This is a genomic window from Kribbella sp. NPDC004536 (genome assembly GCF_042873835.1).
Taxonomy (GTDB): Bacteria; Actinomycetota; Actinomycetes; order Propionibacteriales; family Kribbellaceae; genus Kribbella.
The window spans coordinates 2,874,780-2,894,129 of sequence record NZ_JBIALY010000001.1; the positions used below are offsets into that span (position 1 = coordinate 2,874,780).

The 19,350-nt window shown below is 69.6% G+C and carries 14 protein-coding genes; 9 read left to right on the top strand and 5 right to left on the bottom strand.

The features are described 5' to 3' along the window. The first annotated feature begins 21 nt into the window (after positions 1-21). The 7 genes from ACFYRU_RS14290 (at position 22) to ACFYRU_RS14320 (ending at position 10,854) form a co-directional block, all read left to right on the top strand. A complete protein-coding gene (locus tag ACFYRU_RS14290; RefSeq protein ID WP_387657628.1) occupies positions 22-876 on the top strand; it encodes a LysR family transcriptional regulator in 855 nt (284 codons plus the stop codon). A 388-nt stretch (positions 877-1,264) separates the two neighbouring features. Further along, positions 1,265-3,613 carry an MFS transporter gene (locus tag ACFYRU_RS14295; protein ID WP_387657631.1) on the top strand — a complete coding sequence of 783 codons (2,349 nt, stop codon included), beginning with the start codon at positions 1,265-1,267 and terminating at the stop codon, positions 3,611-3,613. Positions 3,614-3,748: 135 nt separating this feature from the next. After that, complete coding sequence (locus ACFYRU_RS14300; protein WP_387657633.1) at positions 3,749-5,071, top strand: SWIM zinc finger family protein; 1,323 nt, start codon at positions 3,749-3,751, stop codon at positions 5,069-5,071. Continuing rightward, positions 5,068-6,471, top strand: coding sequence for a DUF5691 domain-containing protein (locus ACFYRU_RS14305; protein WP_387657635.1), 1,404 nt, complete (start codon positions 5,068-5,070; stop codon positions 6,469-6,471). The genes ACFYRU_RS14300 and ACFYRU_RS14305 overlap by 4 nt, the downstream gene beginning before the upstream one ends. After that, positions 6,468-7,547: an AAA family ATPase gene (locus ACFYRU_RS14310; protein ID WP_387657637.1), complete on the top strand. Its 1,080-nt coding sequence runs from the start codon at positions 6,468-6,470 to the stop codon at positions 7,545-7,547. Before ACFYRU_RS14305 ends, ACFYRU_RS14310 begins: the two co-directional genes overlap by 4 nt. Beyond that, positions 7,544-9,712, top strand: coding sequence for a DUF5682 family protein (locus ACFYRU_RS14315; protein ID WP_387657639.1), 2,169 nt, complete (start codon positions 7,544-7,546; stop codon positions 9,710-9,712). The genes ACFYRU_RS14310 and ACFYRU_RS14315 overlap by 4 nt, the downstream gene beginning before the upstream one ends. Beyond that, positions 9,709-10,854, top strand: coding sequence for a VWA domain-containing protein (locus ACFYRU_RS14320; protein ID WP_387657640.1), 1,146 nt, complete (start codon positions 9,709-9,711; stop codon positions 10,852-10,854). The genes ACFYRU_RS14315 and ACFYRU_RS14320 overlap by 4 nt, the downstream gene beginning before the upstream one ends. A 5-nt stretch (positions 10,855-10,859) precedes the next feature. Here the strand turns inward: ACFYRU_RS14320 and ACFYRU_RS14325 are convergent, their stop codons facing one another. Together ACFYRU_RS14325 and ACFYRU_RS14330 are read right to left on the bottom strand one after the other, a co-directional pair. Next, positions 10,860-11,204: a YciI family protein gene (locus ACFYRU_RS14325; RefSeq protein WP_387657642.1), complete on the bottom strand. Its 345-nt coding sequence runs from the start codon at positions 11,202-11,204 to the stop codon at positions 10,860-10,862. Beyond that, entirely contained in the window at positions 11,201-12,142 is a 942-nt protein-coding gene (locus tag ACFYRU_RS14330; RefSeq protein WP_387657644.1) for an aldo/keto reductase, read from the bottom strand. The genes ACFYRU_RS14325 and ACFYRU_RS14330 overlap by 4 nt, the downstream gene beginning before the upstream one ends. Positions 12,143-12,189: 47 nt before the next feature. Here ACFYRU_RS14330 and ACFYRU_RS14335 point away from each other — a divergent pair, with 47 nt between their 5' ends. Next, positions 12,190-12,747, top strand: coding sequence for a TIGR03086 family metal-binding protein (locus ACFYRU_RS14335; protein ID WP_387657646.1), 558 nt, complete (start codon positions 12,190-12,192; stop codon positions 12,745-12,747). On the opposite strand, the gene ACFYRU_RS14340 is transcribed toward ACFYRU_RS14335, so the two are convergent. The 3 genes from ACFYRU_RS14340 to ACFYRU_RS14350 all read right to left on the bottom strand — a co-directional run bounded on the left by ACFYRU_RS14340 (position 12,721) and on the right by ACFYRU_RS14350 (position 16,304). Next, entirely contained in the window at positions 12,721-13,905 is a 1,185-nt protein-coding gene (locus ACFYRU_RS14340) for a hypothetical protein (RefSeq protein WP_387658131.1), read from the bottom strand. The two genes, ACFYRU_RS14335 and ACFYRU_RS14340, sit on opposite strands and share 27 nt — an antisense overlap. After that, entirely contained in the window at positions 13,865-14,917 is a 1,053-nt protein-coding gene (locus ACFYRU_RS14345) for a glycosyltransferase family 2 protein (protein ID WP_387657648.1), read from the bottom strand. Before ACFYRU_RS14345 ends, ACFYRU_RS14340 begins: the two co-directional genes overlap by 41 nt. A gap of 739 nt (positions 14,918-15,656) precedes the next feature. Further along, complete coding sequence (locus tag ACFYRU_RS14350; RefSeq protein WP_387657651.1) at positions 15,657-16,304, bottom strand: Pr6Pr family membrane protein; 648 nt, start codon at positions 16,302-16,304, stop codon at positions 15,657-15,659. Between the two features lie 157 nt (positions 16,305-16,461). Here ACFYRU_RS14350 and ACFYRU_RS14355 point away from each other — a divergent pair, with 157 nt between their 5' ends. Next, positions 16,462-19,311, top strand: coding sequence for a S8 family serine peptidase (locus tag ACFYRU_RS14355; RefSeq protein WP_387657653.1), 2,850 nt, complete (start codon positions 16,462-16,464; stop codon positions 19,309-19,311). Positions 19,312-19,350: the final 39 nt, after the last annotated feature.

Genomic DNA, 19,350 nt, shown 5'->3' on the forward strand with positions numbered 1-19,350 from the left:
CGTGATCGCCGGGGGTGTTCGATGGAGCTGCGGCAGCTGCGGTACTTCGTCACGGTCGCCGAGGAACTGCACTTCGGCCGGGCCGCCGAACGGCTGAACATCGTCCAGCCCGCGGTCAGCCAGCAGGTCGCCAGGCTGGAACGCGAACTCGGCCTGCGACTTCTCGACCGCTCGTCCCGCCACGTCCGCCTCACCGGCGACGGCGAACGCATGCTCCGCGAGGCCCGCGCCGTCCTGTCCGCAGCGGATCACGCGGGGGAGGTCGCCGCCGGGCTCGCCTCCGGCCGTTCCGGCGTACTGCGCATCGGCACCGCTCCCGGCCTCCGCGCTCGCCTGGAACGCGGCCTGACCACCCTCCGCACGAACACCCCGGACCTCGACATCCAACTTAGTTCTGGGACCACGGCGGAGTATCTGACCGCGCTACGTTCGGGCTCGCTTGATGTCGCATTCGTCCGCGGAGATGTGGCAGCCGCCGATCTCCGGGTAGTGGAGTTGTGGCGCGATCCGCTCTCCGTTCTCGTGCCGACCGCGTACAGATCGGATGACGGGGTGAAGCTGGTCGACCTCGCCGATCTTCCGCTCCGGCTGCCGGCCGACGATGTGTGGTTGCGCGACCACCTCGTCGCTGCCTGCCGTGAGGCCGGGTTCGAACCGGTTCTGGGCCGGGCGATCGGGGACTTCGAGGCGGCGGTGGTGGAGATGACGACCGGGTCGCCGGCGTGGACTGTCGTGTATGGGACTGCTTGTGAAGCGGCCGAAGGTGCTTTGTGGATGGGACCGTTCAGTCCGCCCAGGACTGCCCCTGGGAACCTGCTGACCGCAGTGGGGCCGTCGCTGGAGTGCCTGGGCGAGCTGGTGGCGGCGTTCGGGTGAGGGCGGGCTGGTCGGCGTTCGGCTGAGGACGGGCTGATCGGCGTTCGGGTGAGGGTCGGCGTTCGGGTGAGGGCGGGCTGGTGGTGGCGTTCGGGGTGAGAAGGTCTCCGGCGGGCCCTGACAGCTCCGCCGGAGACCGGGTGTTGATTACTCAACAAGCACCGGATCGTACGGGGGAAATCGCCTTCCGAGGAGAGCCCGTCTCATAATTCATCCGACAACTGTTTGATGGCTCCCGGTGAACAGTTGCTGACGGTGCGGGATTAAAGTTGGTAGTTGCAACCAAATATCGGGCTGGGTGAGGACCCCAAGTCAGCCGTTTCCGCCCCGGGACAGTGCGTACCGCGCTGCCCCGGTCGACGCGACCCGCCGTACGAAACGGAAGCTGATGTCTGCCACCCAGACCACGCACTACCGCTCCAGGTTCGCCGAACCGGAGGAGCCCGCACCTCCCGCACCACCGGCCGCCGCGACCGGCAACGCCGAGCTCTCGCACCGGGAGATCCTCGAGATCCTCGCTGGGCTGCTCGCGGCGCTGTTCACCGCGGTCCTCAGCTCGACGATCGTCAGCAACGCGCTGCCGACGATCATCGCGGACCTCGAAGGTACGCAGACGCAGTACACCTGGGTGGTCACGGCCAGCCTGCTCGCGATGACCGTGTCCACGCCGGTATGGGGCAAGCTGTCCGACCTGATCAGCAAGAAGCTGCTGGTCCAGCTCGCGATCGTGGCGTTCGTGATCGGCTCGGGGCTGGCCGGCGCGTCCCAGAACGTACCGTTCCTGATCGGCGCTCGCGTCCTGCAGGGTCTGGCGATGGGCGGGCTGATGGCGCTCGCGCAGGCGATCATCGGCGCCGCCATCCCACCCCGCTCGCGCGGCCGGTACTCCGGGTACATGGGCGCCGTGATGGCGCTCGCCACCGTCAGCGGTCCGCTCGTCGGCGGCGTGATCGTCGACACCTCGTGGCTCGGCTGGCGCTGGTGCTTCTACGTGTGCGTACCGCTCGCCGTGGTGTCGCTGATCGTGCTGCAGAAGTTCCTGCACCTGCCGGTGGTCAAGCGTCGCGTGCGGATGGACTACTTCGGCGCGATCCTGATCGCGGGCGCGGCCAGCCTGCCGCTGATCTGGGTGTCGTTCGCGGGCGAGCACTTCCCGTGGTGGTCCTGGCAGACCGGCGCATACCTCGGCGGTACGGCCGTACTTGCCCTGCTGGCGGTCGTGGTCGAGACGCACGCGGCCGAGCCGCTGGTACCGGTACGGGTGGTGCGCGAACGGACGACCGCGCTGGCGATCGTCGCGAGCCTCGCGGTGGGGATCGCGATGTTCGGCAGCGCGGTGTTCCTCGGGCAGTACTTCCAGGTCGCCCGCGGGTACAGCGCGACCGAGGCCGGGTTGCTGACGATCCCGATGATGTTCGGGTCGTTCCTCGGGTCGGTCGGCTCCGGCCAGCTGATCACCCGGTTCGGGAAGTGGAAGCGGTACCTGGTGATCGGCGGGCTCTTCCTCACGGCGGGCCTCGGCGTCCTCGGCACGATCGACCACGAGTCGCCGTACTGGTACGTCGGCCTCGGGATGCTCGGGATGGGCATCGGCATGGGCATGACGATGCAGAACCTGGTACTCGCGGTGCAGAACACCGTCGACGTCAGCGAGGTCGGTGCCGCGTCGGCGACGGTCACGTTCTTCCGGAGTCTCGGTGGTGCGGTCGGGGTGTCGGTGCTGGGCGCGATCCTGGCGACGCGGGTGACCACGTTGATCACCGAACACCTGCGCGATCTCGGGCCGGCCGCGGCGGCCGCTGCGCAGGGCGGGTCCGGCAGCGTCCTCGACGTGAACGCGCTGCCGGGGCCGGTGCAGGAGATCGTGCGGCACGCGTACGGCGATGCCACCGGGCGGATCTTCGTCATCGCCGCCGGCGCGGCCGCGGTGAGCTTGCTGGCGATGCTGTTCATCCGCGAGGTTCCGCTCCGCCGTACGGTCGCGATGGGTGCCGCTGACTCGGAGGAAGAAGCTGTGACAGTTCCGGACGATCCGGCGGAGCGCGCTGCGATGGTTGCGCTGGACGTGATCACCTCGGCCGAACGTACGGCGCGGGAACGTGAGCGGGAGGCGAGCGAGCGGGTGCAGGCGGCGGCGAACACGATCCGGCAGATGCGGACCGACGTCGCGGACCTGTTCACCCGGGTCGACCAGCAGATCGCGGCCCTCGAGAACACCCTTCCGGACACGGACATCCCGCACCCGGCCGCCACGATCCTCGACTCCCAACGCCCCGCCGGCGAACTCGTCGACGAACTCCGCCGCTACGAGTTGAGCGTCCTGAGCGCCAGCCAACGCACCGCCGACCACCTCCGCGAAACCGCCCGCACCGACGCCGAATCGGTCCGTACGACAGCCCGCGCAGAGGCCGACACCCTGCGTACGATCGCTCGGACCGAGGCCGACCAGTTCCTGGCCGAGGCCCGCGCCGAGGAACAGGAGATCCGCACCCGCATCGCGGAACTGGAGGCCGTAGAACACCGCCTCCTCGGCACAATCCGAGACAACCTCTCCGACACTCCCCGCCCACCCGCGGCGCCCACCACCGCGGTATCGGCTGAGCCACCGGGGGCGGCCACCCCACCGGCGGCCCACCCGGACGAGCACCCCGGCGCGGCGCGCACCCACCAGACCCACGCCCCGACTCACACCACTGGCTACCCCGAGGAACACCACCACCGGCAGCCGTTCGGCTGAGACGAGTGGCGGACCTGAGGGCCATCACAATCCGTCCCGCAGCCCGCACGCGAGGCGAGCCAGGCGCTCGGCGGGCGGATTGTGATGGCGTGGCGACCCGGCACCTGAGGCGGTCGTCTGTCGGGGGTGGGTGGCATGCTTCGGGTAGTGGCGGGTGGGAGGAGTGGCGTGGGGTTGTGGGACGTGGAGCAGGTGCTGGGGCTGGCGTCTGATCCTGCGTCCGCGAAGGCCGGTCAGGGGCTGGCCCGGCTGGAGAAGTGGACGGGCACCGGTGCGAGCGATCGCGCACTGTGGGGGTTGTGCCAGGGCAGCGGAAAGCAGCCGTACCAAACAGCTGTGGAGTTGGCCGGGCCGGCGTACAAGTGTTCCTGTCCTTCGCGGAAGTTTCCTTGTAAGCACGCGCTCGGGTTGATGGTGTTGTGGGCGCGGGGCGAGGTCACGCCCGGGGACGAGCCCGAGTGGGTGTCCGGGTGGATCGAGCAGCGGACGGAACGTGCCGAGCGGAAGCCGGGGGAGGTGTCCGATCCGGTGGCGGCGCAGGAGCGGGCTGCGCGGCGGGCAGATCGGGTTTCGGCGGGGCTCGCCGAGTTGGCGGGCTGGTTGGACGACCAGGTGCGGCAGGGGTTGGGCGGGTTCGACCAGCGGGCGTACGGCGAGCTGCACCGGCTCGCCGCGCGGATGGTCGACGCGCAGGCGCCGGGCGTCGCAGGTGCCGTACGCCGCGCGGCAGCCGTCGTCGGACGCGGTCACGGCTGGCCGGGTGAGCTGCTCGAGGAGCTCTCGCTCATCCACCTGATCGTCGCGGCCCACGCGCACCTCCCGGATCTCCCGCCGTCGCTCGCCGACACCGTGCAGACGCGCATCGGCTGGCCGACGGAAACCGCCCGGGTACTGGCCGACGGCGAGAAGCTCCACGACGACTGGCTGATGCTCGGCCGCGTCGTCGAACCCGACGACCGGTTGACCGTCCGGCGCGTATGGTTGCGCGGGGCAACTACTGGGCGGATCGGGCTGATCCTCACGTTCGCAGCCGCCGGCCGGCCGCTGGACCCGCTGCCGGCGCGTCCCGGTGAGTACGTCCCCGGCGATCTCTCGTACTACCCCGGCGCCCTTCCGATGCGGGCGCTGCTCACCCAGACCGATCCGCGGACCCCGGCCCCGCGCCCCGCCGGTCTCACCGTCCGCCAGGCGCTGGCGTCGTACGTCGAGGCCCTCGCCGCGGACCCGTGGAACGAACGCTGGCCACTGGTCCTCGAAGATGTCCGCCCCGCACGGCACGGTGATGGCTGGGCGCTGGTGGACGAGACCGGCGACGGACTGGAGATCCAGAGCGGCTGGGATCCGCTGAAGTTGCTCGCGGTCTCGGCCGGTGACGCGGTTACGGTCGCCGCCGAGTGGAACCGCGCCGGCCTCCGTCCGATGACCTGCTGGCACAACGACCGGCCGGTGACGCTGTGAAGGGCTGGGACGGGCTGGTCAGCTCGATGCTGCTCGGTACGGACCGTCGGCCGGCGGACTTCGACGAGTTGCCGGAGCAGGTACGCGAGCGGCTCGGCGACGGCGGCCTGCTCGACGCGGCGGCGCTCGCGACGCTGTACAAACGCGCCGGCCGGAAGCCGTTGCGTGACCTCACGCCCCTGGAGTCCGCGGGTGGTGAGGACCGCCCGTTGCCGCGGCCCGGAGCGGTACGGCGGCTGGCGGCGATGCTCGGTGGATTCCAGACGAGGGCGCTGGGCGAGTGGTTGCAGGCGGCCGACGGGTACGGATGGGGTGTGCCGCCGGAGCATCTCCCGGCGCTGGCGGACTTCGCGCGTACCAGGCCCGAGTACCGGCCGCTGGTGATCGCGGCGGCCGGTCGGCGGGCACGGTGGTTGGCGGAGCTGAATCCGGAGTGGCGGTTCCTGTACGCGGCGGATGCCGAGAGCAACGATCCCGAGGCCTGGACGCACGGCAACGCGGTGCAGCGACGTACGTGGCTGCGCTCGTTGCGCCGGCAGGACCCGGCAGCTGCGCGGGTGGAGCTGGCGGAGGTGTGGCCGAACGAAGCAGCGTTGACGCGGACCGAGTTCCTCGGGCTGTTCGCGGAGGGGCTTTCGTTGGCGGACGAGGAGTTTCTCGAGGCCGCGCTCGACGATCGTTCGCGAGAGGTACGCCGGGTCGCGGCGAGAATGCTCGCCCGGTTGCCGGGGTCGCAGTACGGCGTACGCATGGCTGCTCGGCTGCATGCACACCTGACGCCGACGCAAGGCGTGCTCGCGGTCGATCTCCCGCGCACCCTCACACAGTCGATGGAGCGAGACGGCATCGACTCGCAGAACCCGGAGGGCATTGGCAAGCGCGCATGGTGGTTCCACCAGATCGTTGCCGACACACCACTGTCCGAGATGGACCTCACCTGGCTCCAAGCGCCGGTTGAGGGCTGCGCCCCGGACGTGCTGCAGTCAGCGTGGACCGAGGCCGCGATCAGAGAGCGTTCCGTCGAGTGGGCCCGGCAGTTGCTGGCGGCAACCGCGAATACCGGTAGCCGGAATCCGGCGGAGCTCCTGCGGCTGTTGCCGGCCGACGAGTGGGCTCAGGCGGTGAACGTACTGCGGAACACCGTGGACGTCGCGGAACTGGTCGGTGGACTGCCGGTTCCTTGGCCTGCGCCCTTGGCCGAGATGATTCTTGACCAGTTGGCCAAGGTGGGGACGATCCGCGCCTGGGCACGGCTCGCTAGCATCGCGGCGCGGGCCGTACCACCCGACGTACTCGACCATCCGATCACCAGGGAAGCCCCCGGCGACGAAGACACCTGGCGGCGCCGGCTGGTGGAGACTCTGAACTTCCGTCGTGAAATGTACGAGGAGCTGAAATGACCGAGGTACTGCGCCCGCACGCGGAAGTCGAGTACGCCGACGAACTGCGGGCCCTGCGCGCGAACGACGACAAACCGCGCCCGCCCGCGTGGGATCTTTCGCCGAGCGCGGTCGTCACCTACCTGCTCGGCGGGAAGGCGGGCGAGACCGAGATCTCCCCGAAGTACGTCGGCCCGCGCCGCCTCGTCGAGGTCGCCGTCGCCACGCTCGCGACGGACCGCGCGCTGCTGCTCCTCGGCGTACCGGGCACCGCGAAGACCTGGGTCAGCGAACACTTGGCGGCTGCGATCAGCGGCGACTCGACCCTCCTCGTGCAAGGCACCGCGGGCACCGCCGAGGAAGCGATCCGGTACGGCTGGAACTACGCCCAGTTGATTGCCCAAGGCCCCAGTGAGGCAGCGCTTGTCCCGAGTCCGGTGCAGCGCGCGATGACCGAGGCGAAGATCGCCCGGATCGAGGAGCTCACCCGGATGCCGTCCGACGTACAGGATGCGCTGATCACGATCCTGTCCGAGAAGACGCTGCCGATCGCCGAGCTGGCCACCGAGGTCCAGGCCCGTAAGGGTTTCAACGTCATTGCCACTGCCAACGATCGGGACAAGGGCATCAACGAACTGTCCAGCGCGCTGCGCCGCCGGTTCAACACCGTCGTGCTGCCGCTGCCCGATTCGGCCGAGGACGAGGTGGAGATCGTGTCGCGGCGCGTCGCCCAGCTCGGCTCGGCGCTCGAACTGCCGCAGCCGGACGATGCCCTCGACGAGATCCGCCGGGTCGTCACGATCTTCCGCGAGCTGCGCTCCGGCCGTACCGAGGACGGCCGGACGGCGGTCAAGTCCCCGTCCGGCACGCTCTCGACCGCGGAGGCGATCAGCGTGGTCACCGGCGGCCTCGCGCTGGCTGCGCATTTCGGCGACGGCGTACTGCGTCCGACCGACGTCGCGGGCGGCATCCTCGGCGCGGTGATCAAGGACCCGTCGGCTGATCGCGTGGTCTGGTCGGAGTACCTGGAGACCGTGGTCCGCGAACGCGACGACTGGGCGCCGTTCTACCGGGCCTGCCGAGAGATCTCCGGATGACCCTTCATTTGCTGGGGATCCGGCATCACGGGCCGGGGTCGGCGCGGGCGGTCGCGGCCGCGCTGGCGGAGCTCGCGCCGGACATCGTCCTGATCGAGGGCCCGCCGGAGGCCGACAAGCTGGTGGAGCTGGCGGCGTCGGAGGAGATGGAGCCGCCGGTCGCTCTCCTGGCGTACGCCGTCGACGACTCGACGCGGGCCGCGTTCTGGCCGTTCGCGGTGTTCAGCCCGGAGTGGCAGGCGATCCGGTACGGACTGGCCGCCGGGGTGCCGGTGCGGTTCTGCGACCTGCCCGCGGCGCAGCAGTTCGCCTCGGCGGGCGGACGTTCGTCCTCGACAGACCCTCTTGGAACGCTGGCCGCGGCGGGTGGGTACGACGACCCGGAGCGCTGGTGGGACGACGTGATCGAGTCCCGCCGCGACGGCGCCGAACCGTTCACGGTGATCGCCGACGCGATGCGCGAACTCCGTCACGGCGAGGAAGCGACCGGACGGGAGGCGCAACGCGAGGCGTACATGCGGACCGTGATCCGCAAGGCGCAACGGGAAGGATTCGAACGGATCGCCGTCGTCTGCGGCGCCTGGCATGTGCCGGCCCTCGAACTACCGTTGCCTCCGGCAACACATGACCAGCGGATCCTGAAGGGTCTGCCGAAGCGACGTGTCGCCTGCACCTGGGTTCCGTGGACGCATGGCCGGCTGGCGGCGACGAGCGGGTACGGCGCCGGCATCACGTCGCCTGGTTGGTACCACCATCTGTTCACGGCGCCCGACCAGATCACCACGCGCTGGCTCGCGAAGGTGGCCCAGGTACTGCGCGACGAGGACCTCCCGGTGTCGAGCGCGCACGTGATCGAAGCGGTCCGTCTCGCCGACACGTTGGCGGCCTTGCGCGAACGTCCACTCGCGGGCCTCAGCGAAGTCACCGAGGCCACGCGGGCAGTCCTTTGCGGCGGGAACGACGTACTGCTGGATCTCGTCACCCGCGAGGCGGTCGTCGGAGAGCTGCTCGGGTCGGTCCCCGGTGAGACGCCGCAGGCGCCGGTCGCGGCAGACTTCGCGGCGCATGCGCGACGGTTGCGGATGAAGCGGGACGCGGCCGAGCGCGTGATCGAGCTCGACCTACGGAAGCCGAACGACCTGGACAAGTCCAGACTGCTGCACCGGTTGCGGATCCTCGGCGTTGACTGGGGCGTACCGACCGTGGACGAACGTCGCGCGCAGGGCACGTTCCGCGAGATGTGGCGGCTGGCATGGGATCCCGGGCTCGAGGTGGAACTCGTCGCCGCGGGCGCCCACGGTACGACGGTGCTCGGTGCCGCGACGACCGTGATGCTCAAGGCCGCCGACTCGACCACGCTGGCCGACGTGACCGCCGCGCTGGAGAGGTCGCTGCTCGCTGACCTCGCCGACGCGCTACCTCCTTTGCTGCAAGGCATCGACACCCGCGCCGCGGCCGACGCCGACGTCGGGCACCTGATGGCGGCGCTCCCCTCGCTGGCGCGAGCTTCGCGGTACGGCGACGTACGCGGAACGGACACCGCCGGACTCGCCTCCGTCGCGGGGCGGATGGTGTCGCGGGTGTGCGCGGGCCTCGCGCGAACGGTGCACGGACTGGACCCGGATGCCGCTGCCGCCGTACAGGAGTTGATCGACGGCGTCCAGGACGCGACCGCGCTGCTCGCCGAGGACGTCCGTACGGAGTGGTTGAACACGTTGCAAGGGTTGAGCGATCGGGCGTCCGTGCCGCCGATGATCCGGGGGCGGTTGACGCGGTTGATGCTGGACACGTCGCGGTTGCCGGACCGTGAGGTCGAGCTGCGGCTCGGGCGGTCCTTGTCGCCCGGTACGCCGACGGCCGACGCGGCCGGGTACGTCGAGGGGTTCCTCGCCGGTGGCGGGTTGTTGCTGGTGCACGACGAGCGACTGCTGGCGTTGGTGGACACCTGGCTGGGCGGGATCCCGGACGATGCGTTCGTCGAGGTGCTGCCGTTGTTGCGGCGTACGTTCGGGACGTTCGCGGCGCCGGAGCGCCGGTCGATCGGGTCGCGGGCGCGGGTGCTGGCCGATCCCGCTACGGCGGTTGTTGCTGATGACAACGAGCTGGACGCCGAGCTGGCTGCTCTTGCGCTGCCGGTCGTGGCGCGATTGCTGGGGGTCGCATGAACGACGAGCGTCTGCGCCGGTGGCGCCTGGTTCTTGGTTCGGAGGCGGAAGAGGAGACGGGTACGACGCTGTCGTCCCAAGACCGTTCCGTCGATGCCGCGCTGGCCGCGTTGTACGACGCGGGCGAGAGCTCGGGGACCCAGCGGGCGTCCGGGTTGGGGTCGTCGGCGCCGCGGGTCGCGCGGTGGCTCGGTGACATCCGGCAGTACTTCCCGAGCACGGTCGTACAGGTCATGCAACGGGACGCGGTCGAGCGGCTCGGGATCACCCGGATGCTGATGGAGCCGGAGCTGCTCGGCGCGGTCGAACCCGACGTACATCTCGTCACCACGCTGCTCGCGTTGAACGAGGTGATGCCGGAGGAGACCAAGCAGACCGCGCGCGAGGTGGTCGGGCGGGTCGTCGCGGAGCTCGAGGCGCGGCTCGCGGAGCGGACCCGGGCGGCGGTGACCGGTGCGCTGGACCGGGCCGGGCGGACCGCGCGACCGCGGCATTCGGACATCGACTGGGACCGGACGATCCGGGCCAACCTCAAGCACTTCTCGCCCACGCTCGGGACGATCGTGCCGGACCGCCTGGTCGGGTACGCGCGGCGGAACCACAGCGTGCAGCGCGACATCGTGCTCGCGATCGACCAGTCCGGGTCGATGGCGGAGTCGGTCGTGTACGCGTCGCTGTTCGGCGCGGTGCTCGGGTCGATCCGGACGTTGCGGACGTCGCTGGTCGTGTTCGACACGGCCGTCGTCGACCTGACCGACCAGCTGGAGGATCCGGTCGACGTGCTGTTCGGGACACAGCTCGGCGGCGGTACGGACATCAACCGGGCGCTGGCGTACTGCGAGGAGCTCGTCACGAAGCCCGCGGACACGGTGCTCGTACTGATCTCGGACCTCTACGAGGGCGGCGTACGGGAGGAGATGCTGCGGCGGACGCGTTCCTTGGTCGAGTCCGGCGTACAGGTGATCGCGCTGCTGGCGCTCGCCGACTCGGGTTCCCCGTCGTACGACGCCGAGAACGCGGCCGCCTTGGCCGAACTCGGCGTACCCGCGTTCGCCTGCACCCCCGACAAGTTCCCCGACCTGATGGCCGCCGCCATCCGCCACGAAGACATCCCGACCTGGGCAGCCACCAACCTCACCTGAGAGCGCTAGTCGGCGATTTCGAGGATGTCGATCGGGGTGTAGGGGTCGGCCTCGGCGAAGCGGAGGGCCCAGCGGACCGCTTCCTCCTTCGAGTCGACGCGGATGATCGAGACGCCCGCGACCAGTTCCTTGGTCTCCGCGAACGGTCCGTCGATCACCCGCGGCTGACCCGGCACCGGGAACGTCACGCGCGCGCCGCGGGAGCTCGGCATCAGCCCCTCGCCGAGCACCAGCACCCCGGCCTGGCGCATCTCCTCGAGCACCGCGTCCGCGCGCTCCAGCATCTCCGGATCCGGCGGGATGCCGGCCTCCAGGTTGTCGTTGGTCTTGTGCAGCAGCATGTACCTCATAGCGCTGACCTTAATGCGGTCCAGAACGCTTTTGGGATCTGCTGTGAATGCCACGCCGCCGCGTCCGCGATCTCCTGTGGGCTGCGCGCGCCTACGAGGACGGCCGGTACGGCGGGGTGCGTCAGCGGGAACTGCAGCGCGGCGGCCGGCAGCGGTACGTCGTACGCCCGGCAGAGCTCACGCAGTACGTCGATCCGCCGCAGCACCTCCGGTGGAACCCGCGCGTACCCAGGCGGCGTGCCGTGTGCCGTTTCGGTGAGTACGCCGCCCTGGAACACCCCGGCCGCCAGCACCGCGACGCCGTACTTCTCGCACAACGGCAGCAGCTCGTCCGCACCGGACTGGTCGAGCAGGGTGTACCGCCCGGCGAGCAGGATCAGGTCCGGGCCGCCGTCGGTCTCACGGAGGAACCGCGCGGCGACGTCGGCGTGGTTGACGCCGAGCGAGATCGCCCGGACCGTACCGCGCCCGCGCAGCTCGTACAACGCGCGGAACGTCTCGGCCGACGCGCCCAGCTCGGGGTCGTGGACGTGCAGTACGTCGACCCGGTCGATCCCCATCCGCTCCAGGCTCGCCTCGAACGAGCGGATCGTACCGGCGTAGGAGTAGTCGAGCCGCGGCCCGATCCCGGGCGGCGGCTCCGCCCAGATCGGCTGCGGATCCCGCCCGCCCGGCTCGATCAGCCGGCCGACCTTCGTACCCAGTACGAACTCGTCCCGCGGCCGCCCGCGCAAGGCCAGCCCGGCCCGCTGCTCGGACAGGCCGTACCCGTACACCGGCGCGGTGTCGAACAGCCGTACGCCCAACTCCCAGGCCCGGTCGATCGTCGCCACCGCCTGCTCCTGCGGAACCGCCGCGAACATCCCCCCGAGCGAGGCCAGCCCCAGCCCGAGCTCGCTGACCTTCAAACCTGTCCGCCCGAGCTCCACCATCCGCATGCCCCGGACGCTAGACGGCCCCATGGACAGTTCGGCACGATGCCTGCATGGGCGAGATCGCGGAGCGGTACCGCCGGCGGGCCGAGGCCTTCGAGCGGAAGGTCGCGGCGGTCCGGGCGGACCAGTGGGGGAACCAGTCACCGTGCGCCAAGTGGACGGCGCGGGACGTGGTCGAGCATGTCGTCACGATGCACGGCGTGATGCTGACGCCGGTCGCGCGCAAGCTAGAGCCCTCGGACGACCCGCTGACCGCGTTCCAGGAGGCGCGGGCCGCGATCGAGGACGTACTCGACGACCCGGTGGCCGCGCTGACCGAGACCGACACGCCGGCCGGCCCGATGACGACCGAGCGGCACATCGACGAGGTGGTCTCCGACGACCTCGTGCTGCACGGCTGGGACCTGGCCCGCGCGACCGGCCAGGACGAGCTGATGGACCCGCTCGACGTCGAACGGCTCTGGGCGACCGCGGTCGCGGTCCCGCCGGAGCTGATGGCGAAGTACCGCACGCCAGGTGCGGTCGAGGTGTACGGCCCCGAGGTACCCGTACCAGCGGATGCCCCGCTACAGGACCGCCTACTAGGGCTGCTGGGCCGTGAGCCGTGAGAGGTCGCTGGGTGCGTAGTAGCTGCTCGGGTCGTCGCAGAGCGGTGCCTGAGTGAGCTGGGCGGGGTCCTGCATCAGTAGGGCGTGGCCCTTGGCGATAGCGGGCTCCAAGTACTCGTGGCCGGGTAGGTCAGCTACAGCCGTACGGCAGCCGAGAGCCATGCCTTCGAAGAGCGCTGTGGTGGACACACCGACCTGGTACGTCGCGGTCGCGAGCAGGTCGAGCGTGCTGCCGCCTGTGGAGAGCTGGACGGTCTCGGGGATCGTGTAGTCCTCACGGCGTTCACTCGGGTGCAGGCGGTACAGGACCTCGAGGTCGGGGTGTTGCTGGGCGACCGCGGCCGCGGTCCGGATCAGCTCGGCACCGATCGTGCCTTGGGAGAGGAACACGGCATGCTTCTTCTTGAGCCCGGGCTTCGGCAGGAACGGGGCGCCCATCACCTCGGTGCGCATGCCTGCGGGGAGGTCCGCGACGTCGGTCCAGTACGAACCGAAGCACCACAGCTCGTCCGGCTGATCCGCGACCACCGGGCGGCCCGGGTAGCTGTAGCCGAGGTGGAACGGGCTGATCGCGCCGTGCTGCAGTTCGACCACCCGGATCCCGAGGTCGCGGGCGGCGCCGACGATGTGCTGGTGGAAGTACGCGACGACCAGGTAGACCGTCTTGATCCGGTGCTTCTTCAGCAGTACGCGGTAGAGCGCCCGCAGCCTTGTGTGCTTCGGTATCTCGCGGGCGAGCAGCGCACCGATCGGGACCCGGACACCGGTCTGTTTCTCAAGGGCTTGCTGGATGCCGCGGTCGTCGACCGTGCGGCGGTGCAGCGCGCCGGCCGCCGACGTGAAGAAGTCGAGGTTCTTGCTGCCTTTCAGCGGTACGCCGTTGATCCCGGAGTCCAGGATCAGCGCGTTGCCGCCGAGAAGCGTACGGAGTTCGTCGGTGTAGATCTCGACACCGTTCGGTTTCCTGGGGTGCGGGACGACCAGGGCGTCGTACCGGCCGGGGAACGGGCTGCGGGTGACGATTCCGCTGACGTGCTTCGCGACCAGGGCGGCCTTGTCGTACGGCGACCGGCGTACCGGATGGGGTGCGCCGTGGATGCCGCTGCGGCGGGTCAGCTCATGGAAGACGCGCATCCGGATGATCGGCCAGGGATGCATCCCCCTGATCTGCCACGTCAGCAGCTCCAGGTCGCGCTCCACGGTCCAGATCGCCCGGCACAGCTCCGCCACCGTCGGCCGAACCGTGCCGTTCCCGGTACTCGTCATGGTTGATCCCAACTATCCCGGCGAGACTACCGACGCCCGAGAAGAACCGGCGGACTGCCTTCAGCAGGTGCGTCTTCCGGCCGAGCAGCAGCCCGGCGAGGGCGAGCCCGAACGCCGAGATCACCCGGGCCGAAGCATAGGCCAGGACGAGTACGTAGCTGACCGCGCCCGGGCGGATCAGCAACCGGCTGATCGTGTCGCCGCTGCCGGAGCGGAAGGCCCGGCGTACCAGCCAGCGCAGCGTCGTCCGCGCCTCCGGGACCTCCTCGGCGATGCACGCCTCCTCGCACCAGACGATCCGGAACCCGGCCCGGTGCACGCGCAGGAAGAAGTGCAGGTCGCTGGAGCCGGTATACCGGAACGCGGGGTGGAAGCCGGGGGTGACGGCGTGGTACACCCGGCGGCTGACCAGGGTGTTGTTCGTGTACGCCTTGCGGAGCTCCTCGCCGGTGGTGTGCCGGCCGGTGGAGTCGTGGACGTCGCTGTACGCGTTCCATTGCGGTGCTGTTTGCGGCAGGTTGCCCTTCACCGGGCCGGTCACCACGTCGGCGCCGGTGGTCTCCCACGCCTGGAGGAGGGTCTGCAGCCAGCCGGGCGGCGCGACCTCGTCGTCGTCCACGAAAATCAGCGCGTCGTCGTTCCAGCACAGCTCGACGGAGCGCTCCCGGGCGAACGGGATCCCCGGCTCCGGTTCCACCACCGACTCGATCGGGTACGGCGTACCGTCCCCGAACTCCTCCAGCACCCGCGCCGCCGACCCCTCCGCGTCGTTGTCCACCACGACGATCCGGATCGAGTAGTCCGAGTTCGCACCCAGCTCCTGCGCCTGCAAACTCGTCAACAACCCCCGCAACAGAGCAGGTCGCCTGAAGGTAATCACCGCAATGGCGACGCAGGTGCTCATGGCGCCCGAGACTATCGGTCCCCACCAGCAACCGCCCATCCACCAGCTGTGACATCCCTCCAACAACCCCAAAGGACACCGCTCCGCGGCGGCAGTTCCTATGGCGCCTGCGGCGCGGCCGGGAAGGTCCTGCCGGGCTGGGGCAGCCGCCGCGAGGTGCTGTGGTGAATAGCACGGCTGGAGAACCTCAAAGGACACCGCTCCGCGGCGGCTGTTCTTTTGCGCCTCCGGCGGCCGAGGAGGTCGTCGTGGCGTGCTGCGCGACCGCGGGGGTGTTTGTGGTGCGTGAGAGCAGGTGGGTCACCGCAAAGGGCGTCGCTGTGCGGCTGGCTGTCTCTTGCGTCTTCAGCAGCTGGGGAGGTCTTGCGTGGCAGCCTATGTCACCGCTGGCGGGTTGCAACCCGTCAGCGGTGAAACAACCCGCCAGCGGTGGGAACAACCCGCCGGGCTGAGCGCGCGGATCGGCTGGTGACGGCGGTCTTTGTCAGGCGTCGGTGGGGGCGGGTTCCCGGGCGGATTGTTGGGACCAGGTGTCGGCTCGTTGGATGGTTTGCCAGAACCAGGGGACTTTGGCTTCGGTGTACGCCGCGCGGTAGACGTAGCCGAGCGACTCCAGGGGTACGCGGAGCCGATGTGGTCGATGCGAGGGGCTACGTCACCCAGGGCTGTGCGTAGAGCAGTCCCGAGTTGGTGAACCGTTCGGGCCACTCCGCGTCGTAGGGCTCGATTTGGATGGTTCTCACGTGCGGGCGGGGAGTTTGGTGTCTAGGGTTTTGAGGCCGGCGGCTAGTAGTAAGCCGAAGATCAGGACGAAGGTGGCGTTGCGGAGGGCTGTGGCTAGGCCGATTGTGGTGACGTTCAGGAACGGGTACGGGTACCAGTGGGAGAAGGCGCCCTGCGTGAAGATGTAGATCAGCCACGCGACCGGCCAGATGAAGGCGAAGGCGACCGCGCGCCACGTCAGGCGTGGGCGCGGCCCCAGGAACAGCCACGCGGCCAGCGTCGTCCACGGGGAGATGTAGTGGAAACCGATCGTTGCCGCCAGGGCCGCGCCGGTCAGGTGCACCTGCGGGGCGAGCACGATGGCGAACACCAGCCCGGTGATGACGATCCCGAGCAGCGAGTCGAGCCGGCACACCCGCCAGAACGCGCCGTCCCGCGCAGGCCGCAGTACCAGAGCCATCGCGACCCCGAGCACGATCAGGTTGCTCTGGATCGTGAAGAAGCTGAACAGCCGCCACAACCGCGTCCCGAGCCCGACCGCTGTGCCGCTGTCTCCGGAGTTCGCGTCCGCGCCACCGGTGAAGAGCAGCACCAACTGAATCACCAGCGACACGAGAATGACCGCCGCGATCACCGCATGCACCCACCGGGAGACTTTGGTCACCCGAGCCATTCTGCGCACGGACGCGCCGCAACCGCCCCAGCCACGCCGCCCGGCACACGCCGGAATCATGGGGCTGTAACGCCGAGGGGTCTTCCAACGATTTAGGACCAGACCGAATCGGTCTGTTCCGCCCCTTTCGAAGCCCTTGGGAGTTGTGGTGTTCAGTAAGCGTTTGCTGCGGCTGGTGATGCCTGCGGCGATGATCGCGGGTGGCGTGGTGGTCGTCACCGGGTCGAGCGGGTCGGCGGCCGAGCCGCGCCCGTACCGGCCGCCGTTCGCGGCGGGGAAGCACAAGGCGGAGTACGACGCGCACTCCGTGATGGTGAAGTTCAAGCCGAAGGCGACCGCCGCGAACCGGCGGGCCGCGGTGTCGCGGTACGGCGCGACGGCCGACGACTCGGTGAGCTCGAACGTCGTGAAGCTGACCAGTGACCTGCCCGCGCCGGACCTGCTGAAGAAGGTCAAGGCCGACCCGACGGTCGAGCTGGCCTCGCTGAACTACAAGCGCCACATCTCCGCCGTCCCGAACGACGAGTACTACGCGACCGACCAGAAGACGTACCTGAACACCGTCCGCGTCCCGCAGGCCTGGGACCTGTCCAAGTCGACCGGCAGCCAGATCGTCGCGGTCCTCGACACCGGTGTCGACGCCGGCCACCCGGACCTCGTCGGGCACCTGGTCCCCGGCTACAACGCGGTCTCCAGCACCCGTCCGAACCCGGTCGACGACCACGGCCACGGCACCATGACGCTCGGCATCATCGCTGCCGCCGCGAACAACGGCATCGGCGTCGCGGGCGTCGGCTGGAACGTCAAGGCCATGCCGGTCAAGGTACTGGGCTCCGACGGCTCCGGGTCCGACGCGGACATCGCCGAGGGCATCGACTGGGCGGTCGCGCACGGTGCCAAGGTGATCAACATGTCCCTCGGCGGCCCCGAGGACAACCCGGTTCTGCACGACGCCGTCGCTCGCGCGTACGCCAAGGGCGTCACCGTGGTCGTGGCCGCAGGCAACGACGGGGACGGTGCGCTGCAGTACCCGGCGTCGTACCCGGAGGTGATCGCAGTCGCCGCGACCAACGCAGGCGGCGTGCTCACCGACTTCAGCTCGTACGGCGACTGGGTGGATGTCGCCGCGCCGGGCGTGGACATCCTCACCACCGGTTCGCGGGCGCTGACTCCGGCTGGGTACGAGCCGTACTGGTACTGCACCGGCACGTCCTGCTCCGCGCCGATCGTCGCGGGCATCGCGGCGCTGGTGAAGAACAAGTGGCCGACGTTCACGCCCGCCCAGGTCGCGCAGCGGGTCGAGAGCCTCGCCCGCGACGCCGGCCCGCGTGGCATCGACCCGTACTACGGTCACGGCATCGTCGACGCGTACGCGGCCCTGGGCGGCAAGTGGGCGCCCGACTTTCCCGTCAACGCTCCGGACGGCAACGACCAGCCGGCTCGCGCGACCCCGATCTCACTGGGATCGGTCAGCGCGACGATCAACACCGAGGGCGAGACCGACTGGTACAAGGTGAGTTCGGACGTCGCCCGCAAACTGACGGTGAGCCTGACCGGCCCTGAGTTCAACGAAGACAAGTACACGTCGAACTTCGGTCCGCGGCTCGCAGTCCTCGACTCCAACCTCTACGCGCTGGGTGGGGACATCAAGCCGTATCCCGACACCAACCCGCCGAGCTGGGGGCCGCTCACGGTGAAGACCACCGTCGCAGTGCAGCCAGGTGACACGTACATCGCCGTCAGCAACTACAACGGCTCCCGCGACACGCGGCCGTACACGCTGACTGTCAGCGAGGGCGGCTCGGTGGGACTCGGGCTGGAGTACTCGTACCCGGTCCGGGATGTGGCACCGGCCGATCTCGGTGTCGGTGCTCCGTTGACCAGCACGCCGACCGTGACGTTCGCCAACGACATGGATCCGGCGCGGATCACCTCGGACACGGTGTTCCTGCAGAACGGGAAGACCGGCGCCGTCGTGCCGAGTACGGTCGCGTACGACGCCACGAGCCGCAAGGCGACCATCACGCCTAACGCACCGCTCACCGAGGCCACGCCGTACCGGATCACTGTGACGCTCGGGGCGTTCGCCCCCAACTCCCGCGACTCAGGGTGGAGCAGTGTGTTCTCGACGGTTGACCTGACTCCGCAGAAGCTGACTGTGTTCAGCGGTAGCGGCGCCTACCTGGCAGCGAACCTGTCGTGGACGATTCCGCCCACGCCGGACCTCGACCAGGTGATCGTGCGGCGGAATGTCGGGAGCAAGGCCCCGACGCCGACGACCGGGACCTTGGTGTACGCGGGCAGCGGGACCGCGGTGAAGAACACCGGTTTGGCGCAGAACACGACCTACACCTACGCCGGGTGGGTTGTGGACCGGACTGGGCACTACAGCCCGATTGCCGTCAAGCAGTTGCTTGGGATGAAGTCGGGGATTGCGGCTACGTCGACGTTGATCACGTACGGCGGGGCGGTCACGATCAAGGGCAGTACGGTGCGGATCGACAACAAGGTGTACGCCGGGCTGCCGGTGAACGTCTACGTTCGGCCGAAGACGTCGTCGAAGTTCACGTTGCTTGCGGCGCTGAAGACGTCGTCCACCGGGACGCTTGCGGTCACCACCAAGCCGACGGTCTCGTCGGTCTACATGCTGACGTTCCCCGGTAATGCCGACCTGATGGGCACTCGCAGTGCCGACCTCACCGTCCAGGTGCGCCCGGCCATCTCGGCGGTGCTGTCTCCGACGGCCATCAGGCTGGGCAAGACCACCGCCTTCAGCGGCTACGTGACCCCGGCGCACGCAGGCAAGGTGGTCTACCTCCAGCAGTACGGGAACAAGGTCTGGAAGTCGATCGCATCGGTCAAGCTGAGCAGCTCCGGCAAGTACGCCTTCGGCATCAAGCCGGCCGCCCGCGGCAAGATCGCCTACCGCGTCTGGTTCCCCGCCGACGCCGACCACGCCACGACCTACAGCCCAACCAAGATCGTCACCGTCAGCTGACGGCTGTTGCCCCCACCGGCCAGTAGCGGTGGGGGCAAC

What these genes read in the sequence shown, in the direction of transcription:
- ACFYRU_RS14290 (WP_387657628.1), top strand. Translation starts at nt 22, where the DNA reads ATGGAGCTGCGGCAGCTGCGGTACTTCGTCACGGTCGCCGAGGAACTG.
- ACFYRU_RS14295 (WP_387657631.1), top strand. Translation starts at nt 1,265, where the DNA reads ATGTCTGCCACCCAGACCACGCACTACCGCTCCAGGTTCGCCGAACCG.
- ACFYRU_RS14300 (WP_387657633.1), top strand. Translation starts at nt 3,749, where the DNA reads ATGCTTCGGGTAGTGGCGGGTGGGAGGAGTGGCGTGGGGTTGTGGGAC.
- ACFYRU_RS14310 (WP_387657637.1), top strand. Translation starts at nt 6,468, where the DNA reads ATGACCGAGGTACTGCGCCCGCACGCGGAAGTCGAGTACGCCGACGAA.
- ACFYRU_RS14315 (WP_387657639.1), top strand. Translation starts at nt 7,544, where the DNA reads ATGACCCTTCATTTGCTGGGGATCCGGCATCACGGGCCGGGGTCGGCG.
- ACFYRU_RS14320 (WP_387657640.1), top strand. Translation starts at nt 9,709, where the DNA reads ATGAACGACGAGCGTCTGCGCCGGTGGCGCCTGGTTCTTGGTTCGGAG.
- ACFYRU_RS14325 (WP_387657642.1), bottom strand. Translation starts at nt 11,204, where the DNA reads ATGAGGTACATGCTGCTGCACAAGACCAACGACAACCTGGAGGCCGGC.
- ACFYRU_RS14330 (WP_387657644.1), bottom strand. Translation starts at nt 12,142, where the DNA reads ATGCGGATGGTGGAGCTCGGGCGGACAGGTTTGAAGGTCAGCGAGCTC.
- ACFYRU_RS14335 (WP_387657646.1), top strand. Translation starts at nt 12,190, where the DNA reads ATGGGCGAGATCGCGGAGCGGTACCGCCGGCGGGCCGAGGCCTTCGAG.
- ACFYRU_RS14340 (WP_387658131.1), bottom strand. Translation starts at nt 13,905, where the DNA reads ATGCATCCCTGGCCGATCATCCGGATGCGCGTCTTCCATGAGCTGACC.
- ACFYRU_RS14345 (WP_387657648.1), bottom strand. Translation starts at nt 14,917, where the DNA reads ATGAGCACCTGCGTCGCCATTGCGGTGATTACCTTCAGGCGACCTGCT.